Below are 7,242 nucleotides of genomic sequence, written 5' to 3' on the forward strand. Positions count from 1 at the left end.
CCCACCGCCGGCAACGGCACCTGCTACATCGACGCCGACGTACTGACCGCCGCAGGAATCACCGACCTATCCCACTACGCCCACGACAACGCCAGCGAGCAAGACCTCGCACCCGACCTATTCATCTAGGCGGCGTGGCCCGAAAGCGTCCTGTGCCTTGAAATTCAAAGACCCAGGGCTGGTTAATGTTTCGCTTGCCGAGCGACATCCGCGAGAGAAGCCGTCGGCCGCGATCGACTCAGCAAGGCGGCTGCTCAGATATCGCTAAAGCGCGCTGAAGGTCCTTGGCAGCCTCTGCGACCAGAGCTGACGAACGGTTGATTGCCGGGTTGTTCCAGGCGCCGACGCATCCGATTGCGGCGGTGATGTCGCCGCGAACCTTGAACGGCGAGGCAACTGCGTGCGTGCCTAACTGGAACTCCCCGAGGGAGAACGCCACGCCTTCCTCCGCGACACTCTCGAGGTGCCGCCTGATCAGCACCGGATGAACGATCGTTCGACGCGTCGCGACCGGTAGCACGCCCGGCCCCAGCAGCTCCTCGCGGTGTTCGGGCTCGAGGCTTGCGGCGATCGCCTTCCCAATTGCCGTGCAGTGCAACGGCAGGGCAACTCCGATAAGCGGGGCCAAGCGGAGTTCCCGGGTAAACAGTCCATCAACGATCAATGCCTTGCCGCCGGTGAGGATCGCCAAGTCCGATGCTCCGGCCGCGTGCTGAAGCTCGAGAAGATGCGGTATGGCCGCCATACGGATCTCGTTGATGAGCGGGTTGGTGATGGCGAGTGCGAAGAGCTTCGTTCCAATCAAGAAGCCTTCTGCCGAGCGCTCGAGCAGTCCAAGCTGAACCAGCTTGCCGCATATGCGATGCACCGTCGTCTTTGCTAGACGTGTCGCATCGACAAGGTCTGTCAGCGTAAGTGGGCGCTTTTTGGCCGCGCAGGCTTCGAGGACCAGCAGGATGCGCTCCGCGACGGGATCGCGCGTCTGCAGCGGACGCACCCATGACGTGGTGGCAGAATCTGCCTTCGCCTCAATTGTTCCCACCGTGCCCACAGTTGGCTGCACCTTGCCAGAGTGCAGAGGAGGAGCGCCCACGTTCTTCCTGTCAACAACGCCGCCAAAGCCGTGCTGATCCGGATCCACAACACGCACGGCCATGGCAACAGTCACGCAAGCTCTTGGTCGAGCTTCCGCAGCACGGTACGACAGAAGTCCCCGAGCTGCGCGCCGTCGTCGATGTACTGCGAAGGCTTGATGAACAGCGTCGTGAAGCCTTTCTCCACCAGCGCAGGCGCAGACGCGATCGTGGCGTCGAGATCGAGCAGCCCCGTCGCATCCGTGAACTTCGGGCCGAACAGCACTGCCGCCATTTCGAGCTCCGACATGTCGCGCCCAGCGGCCTTCATCGCGGCGGCGAGCTGCCCCATCTCGTCTGGCTTTGGCGGTAGGAGCGGGAAGAAGCCCTTTGCGTACTGGACCGTCCTGCGCGTTAGCCACGGGGTCAACGTCTTGCCCCCAGTCCATAAGACCGGCCCGCCGTCCCGGTATGGCGACGGCTCGACGTACATCTGCGAGAACTGATAGAACTGCCCGTCGTAGGAGACCGGGGAGCCCTGGCTCCACAGGCGCTGCCAGATCTCCAACTGCTCGTCGAGCATCTTCCCGCGTTTGGTGAAGTCAACGCCCATCGCGTCGTACTCCTCCCTTTGCCAGCTGACGGCGGGCAGCATTACCAGACGTCCCTTCGAGATGAGGTCGATCGTGGCAAGCTCTTTGGCCAGCAGCAGCGGCGGACGCAGAGTGCTCAGCACTGCCGCGGCGATCAGTCGAAGATTGGTCGTCACTGCGGCCATCGCGCTCAGCAGCGGCAGGTTGCTCGGTTGGGGATACCGCGGCGGCTGATTGCCCGCCATCAGCCAATCGCGAGGATTCAGCGGGGGCCCGTTGTAACAGGAGTTCGGGCCCATCGCGATGTGCTCGCCGATCATCACGCCGGAGATTCCGGCTTCTTCGGCAACGCGCGCATAGTCGACCAGCCGACGCAGGTCACGGGGATCAGTCATCGTCCAGTTTTCACCGAGGACGAGATGCAATTTGATGCTCGTTGTCATGAGACCGCCATGTCTGACCGCACCTGCTCGTCGCTTCGGTTGTCCACCGGCTGCGCCGCCTTTGCTCGAAGAATGCTCGCCGACGCGATCCACATTTCCGCTTTGCATCGGACCGTATTGTGGATCACACGGACCGTATAGAGGGACAGTATGGGGTGGCTACATGCCTGTCAACAGGCTGCAGTCTCGCGTCGACCACACCACGCTCACGACGGGCGCGGTCATGACGCTGACTCGAAATGACCCGCAAGGTGGGGCAGTTACTTTCCTTCCGCGGGTCCATACCGAGACGTTCGATCACTGCCAGGTCGCGCGCAACCTGAAGCAGATGGGCGGAATGCCTACGGCCAAGCCGTCGCCATCGACGGTGGGGCGGACGCTAATTGCCTCGTGGGGACGGGTTTCCACCTAGCGGGACCAAGCGCTGGAGCAGGCGGCGCGAGTGGTGTTAACTTCGCGATCTGAGCTGGTCGAGCGGAGCACGATTCATGAATTTCACAGTCGCGTTGTTGGCCTTCGGGGGTGCCGGCACGCGACACAACATCGTTGCAGCATGCCGGCGGCCACAATGCTGCGGGAAGCCGGCGCCGCCGAAAGTTGTTAGCGCGCAGGAACATATGTTCAGCACAATCATCTCACCGATTGGTGATGCGGCCGTAGGGAGCGTTTCGCAATGAGCAACACCGTCGACTTCGACACCGACGTCCTTGTCGTCGGGAGCGGCCCGATGGGCGCAGCGACTGCACTGGCGCTTGCCACCTACGGGGTCCGGGTGCACGTGGTGACGCGCTGGAACTGGCTCGCGAACTCACCGCGCGCCCACATCACCAACCAGCGCACCGTCGAGGTGTTGCGCGACCTTGACGTCGAGGATGAGGCAGCCAAGTACGCGACGCCGTGGGAACTCATGGGCGACATGGTCTTCACCACCAGCCTCGCCGGAGAGGAGCTGGCGCGCCTGCGCATCTGCGGTACCGGTGACGACCGGGTCGGCGATCACATCCAGGCGAGTCCGTGCACCATGCTCGACATTCCGCAGTCTTATCTCGAACCGGTCTTGGTCAAGAACGCGGCCGCCCGAGGCGCCTGCTTCAGCTTCAACACCGAATACCTCGACCACGTTCAAGACGACACCGGGGTGACGGTAAACGTGCAGGACCGCCTGTCCGGGCGCCGCTACAGCGTGCGCGCGAAGTACATGGTCGGCGCCGACGGTGCCCGCTCGACGGTCGTAGACCAGCTCGGCTTGCCGCTGGAGGGACACCTGGCGCGAGCCGCTACGGCGTACGTATTGTTCGAGGCCGACCTCTCGCGCTACGTCGCGCACCGCCCCAGCATCATTCACTGGGCTGTGACGCCCGCTGCCAGCTACGGAGAAATCGGGCTGGGCATGCTTCGCGCCGTCCGTCCGTGGCACACCTGGATCGCCGGCTGGGGATTCGACATGTCGGCTGGTGAACCGGACTTCTCCGACGAAGCCGTCGTTGCCAGGATCCGCAGCTTCGTCGGCGATCCCGAGCTCGAGGTCGAGATCAAATCCACGTCGACGTGGTACGTCAACCAGGCCTACGCCACCTCGTTCTCGTCGGGTCGGGTGTTCTGCGGCGGCGACGCCGTCCATCGCCACCCGCCGAGCAACGGGCTGGGCTCAAACACCTCCATCCAGGACGGCTTCAACCTCGCCTGGAAACTGGCGTTTGTGCTCGACGGCCACGCCGACCGGTCGCTGCTCGAGACGTACTCCGCCGAGCGGGCCCCGGTGGGTCAACAGATTGTCGTGCGTGCCAACCAGTCCCGTCTGGAGTACGCCGGATTGAACGAATGCTTCCGCACGGTCGGCGAAGCCGACCCTGTGGCGGCCACCGTCGCCAAACTGCGCGACCCCGGCACCCAAGGCGTCGCCGTCCGGGAAGCCCTGGCGAAAGCCCTGGAGCTGAAGAACTCCGAGTACAACTCCCACGGCGTCGAACTCAACCAGCGCTACGCATCAACGGCGGTCATCCCCGACCCCGTTGCTGGTGAGGAGCAATGGGCTCGCGACCCTCAGCTGTACGCGCAGGCCACAACGCGGCCAGGGGCGAAGTTGCCGCACGTGTGGCTCGTCGACGCGAGAGGCCGCCGCCTCTCCACCCTGGACGCCACCGGCAGAGGCCGGTTCTCGCTGGTGACCGGTCTGGCCGGCCTCGCGTGGGTCAGCGCAGCCAAGCAACTGGACCTGCCCTATCTGCGCACCGTCGTCATCGGCAGCAAGGGCACTGAAGACCCCTACCTTGCGTGGGCCCGTGTCCGCGAAATACACGAGGCGGGCGCATTGCTCGTTCGCCCTGACGGTTACATCGCGTGGCGCCACGCTACGCCGGTGGGCGATGACGACGAGGCAGTCGCACAGCTCCGGGACGCGCTGGCCGCCGTCCTCGGAAAACCGATCTTGTGAGGACCGCTGAGCCGGAGCAGCGCCGAATTACCCTGCCGCGCAACAGAGCTGGTGATCCACCAGCTAGGCGTCGATCCCCTGCTTGACCGCGCTGCCAGTGGAGTGAGTAGCGCTTGCCGTCGCTGTGCCGGCATCGTCAGATGGCGCATCCAGCGCTAGTACCTGACGCAATGCCGCGCGCAGCGCGTCCTCCGGCGACTGCGGCCGATCCGCCGACCGCCAAGCGATGTGGCGGTCGGGTCGTACGAGTAGTGCACCGTGGTCCTCGATCTCCCTGACGGAGGCCCAGTCGCCGAGCACATCGTCGAAATCGCAACGGGCGCCGACGAAGTAGACCGGCAAGTCGACGCCCAACTCAGCACTGATCTTTTTCGCGGCCTCGGCCCATGGCTGACCTCCGATGCCGGTGATCAAGCAGAAACGACCGTGACCGGCAAGGTCGAGCGTCGAAATCTGGCGACCGTCGTGTTCGACCCAGGCGTGTGGGAGGTAGCCGCCCGGGTGTGTGGTCGGGTGGTAGTGCAGTTCGGGGTCGCGGTCGGGTTCCGGGAATGGTGTGCCGTCGCCGACGACTGCGCATGAGGTGTAGCGCTGGCCGAGTTCGACGCCGAGCGCGTTGGACCGGTAGTCCTGCAGCTTGACCGCCGCTCTGTGCGCGGCGCGCCGTTCGCTTGCGCCGGGAGCGTCCGACCAGAGTTCATGCAGCGCGGCCCAGCCGTCTTCAGCTGATTGCCCAGGCCGAAGGCCGACCGCTTCCACAGACTTCATCTGACCCGCGAGGGCCTTCATCGCCCGTTCCACGACCTGCTGGCCGACAGGATGGCGCTCCGGCTCGTAGCTGTCGAGTAGGCCAGCGCCGGCCCGTCCAGAGACGACGTAGGCGAGTTTCCACGCCAGGTTGAAGGCGTCCTGGATCGAGGTGTTGCTGCCCAGGCCTCCTGCCGGAGGGTGCCGGTGCGCGGCGTCGCCGGCCAAACACACCCGGCCTCGGCGGTACTCGGTGGCGACCAGGTGATTGACCTGCCAGGTGCTGGTGCCCTTGACCCGAACTTCTGGTCGCTGCGACCCGATCATGTCGTGCGCGAATTTGACGACGGCGGCGTCGGAGGTGTCGGGCTCGCCCTCGGCCGGGTTATAGGAGCGTGTGATCATCCATTCGTTCCACGGGCGCACGCACATGAACGACGCCGTGCCCACCCACGAAATATTCTGCGGCTGTGCGATCTGGTAGAGAGCTGCGGGCCGGTGTGCGACATACTCGGCCAGGTCGGCCTCGATCCACATGTTGAGCATGTGTTTGAGGCCGGACTCCCCCTTGAAGCGGAAGCCGAGTTGCTCTGCGACCCGCGAGCGGCTGCCATCAGCGCCGATCGCATACTGGGCGCGAACGAGATACTCCTCGCCGCTGATGCGGTTGAGCACGCGCGCCCGGACCTCGTCGGAAGACTGCTCGATCTCGACCAGTTCGTGCGAGAAGCGGATGTCGGCGCCCCGCTCGATGGCGGCCGTCAACAGCACCGGCTCGAGCACGTGTTGAGGCGCATGCAACGGCTCGCACGGGCTCGCAGCGAGGTAGTCCGACAGCCTACGACCGGTCCCGTAGGAGGTGTAACGGAAGATCTCCATGCCGGCCAAGCTGGTCGCCTGCACGTTGTACTTCAGGAATCTCAACGAGTTGCCGACAGACCGCACGCGATCTTCGATGCCCAGGTCGCGGAAGACCTCGATGGTCCGCATATTCGTGACAGTCGCGCGCGGCTGGGGTGCCGTGCCGGGATGGCGCGCGAGGGTGATCGCCGGGATGCCCTGCGCCGCAAGGATATTGGACGCGACGAGACCGGTCGGCCCCGCGCCTACAACGAGGACGCCGGTATCGATCGTGCGCATGAACTTCCTTCCGCCTACGACGAGTCGCATCGAATACTCGCCAGGACGTGACACTTCCGTATCACGGTGATAACAGCTGTCGGCCTTCGACGGCCAGCCTCAGGTTCCGCTGATCGGATCGGCTGTGACCGACGCCATGAGCGGCATGATCTTCTCCTCGACATCGAGGATCACCTCACGCATGACTGATGATGGGATGCAGAGCAGTACGCAACCGAGGCCGGCACTCTCGAGGCGGCGCAGCTGGGTCGCGATCTCCTCTGCTGTTCCCGTCAGGGTTGTCATGCGCATGATCTCTTCGGTGAGCACCGCAGCCTCACCATCCAGCAGGTACTCGAGATGACCGGCGTTCACCTCCTGATAGAGGAGCTCGCGCGGAAGGTCAATGCGCGAAAGCACCTCCTTCTCGAAGATCTCGAGTCGCTCGCGGATGGCCGGCGGCAGGAACGGTCCGATCTCGGGATTGCAGGTGTAGAAATGAAACGCCCTGGCTGCGAGCGGCCCAGCCTGCTTGAGCGCGCGCGGCGAAATCGCTGACTCGCCGGGCTCGAGGACGCAGATGGACACCGGCCACATCGTGTAGCAGTCGTCAAGATTGCGGCCGGCTGTCCTGGCTGCGGCACGCAAAGCCGTGATCTCGTCGGCGAACACTTCCGGGCAGTTGCCCATGGCGGTTCCCGCGGTAAGCCCGGAAATCATTCCGTCGGCACCCTCGGCCGTCGCCTGCAGCGCCTTCGGCCCATCGGCAGCGATATAAACCGGAATGGGATGCTCGGGGTTGACTCGCAGCGCCTCGGGTTGCCTTAAGCGGA

General features: G+C 64.6%; 6 protein-coding genes. 2 read left to right on the forward strand and 4 right to left on the reverse strand.

What is annotated here, in order from left to right; genetic code table 11:
• Positions 1-238 precede the first annotated feature (238 nt).
• Both VJV41_RS18245 and VJV41_RS18250 read right to left on the reverse strand, forming a co-directional pair.
• Positions 239-1,168 carry an IclR family transcriptional regulator gene (locus VJV41_RS18245; protein ID WP_325336185.1) on the reverse strand — a complete coding sequence of 310 codons (930 nt, stop codon included), beginning with the start codon at positions 1,166-1,168 and terminating at the stop codon, positions 239-241.
• Positions 1,165-2,061 (reverse strand): LLM class flavin-dependent oxidoreductase, encoded by an 897-nt coding sequence (locus VJV41_RS18250; RefSeq protein ID WP_325336187.1) that lies wholly within the window; start codon positions 2,059-2,061, stop codon positions 1,165-1,167. The genes VJV41_RS18245 and VJV41_RS18250 overlap by 4 nt, the downstream gene beginning before the upstream one ends.
• Positions 2,062-2,272: 211 nt before the next feature.
• On the opposite strand from VJV41_RS18250, the gene VJV41_RS18255 reads away from it, so the two are divergent.
• On the forward strand, positions 2,273-2,521 hold the full coding sequence (locus VJV41_RS18255) for a hypothetical protein (RefSeq protein WP_325336189.1): 249 nt from the start codon (positions 2,273-2,275) through the stop codon (positions 2,519-2,521).
• A 261-nt stretch (positions 2,522-2,782) separates the two neighbouring features.
• On the forward strand, positions 2,783-4,543 hold the full coding sequence (locus VJV41_RS18260; RefSeq protein WP_325336191.1) for an FAD-dependent monooxygenase: 1,761 nt from the start codon (positions 2,783-2,785) through the stop codon (positions 4,541-4,543).
• A gap of 63 nt (positions 4,544-4,606) precedes the next feature.
• Here the strand turns inward: VJV41_RS18260 and VJV41_RS18265 are convergent, their stop codons facing one another.
• Positions 4,607-6,430, reverse strand: coding sequence for an FAD-dependent monooxygenase (locus tag VJV41_RS18265; RefSeq protein WP_325336193.1), 1,824 nt, complete (start codon positions 6,428-6,430; stop codon positions 4,607-4,609).
• A 99-nt stretch (positions 6,431-6,529) separates the two neighbouring features.
• On the reverse strand, positions 6,530-7,242 hold a 713-nt coding region (locus VJV41_RS18270), incomplete at its 5' end, for an LLM class flavin-dependent oxidoreductase (protein WP_325336195.1).

It is taken from the genome of Mycobacterium sp., assembly GCF_035274705.1.
GTDB lineage: Bacteria > Actinomycetota > Actinomycetes > Mycobacteriales > Mycobacteriaceae > Mycobacterium.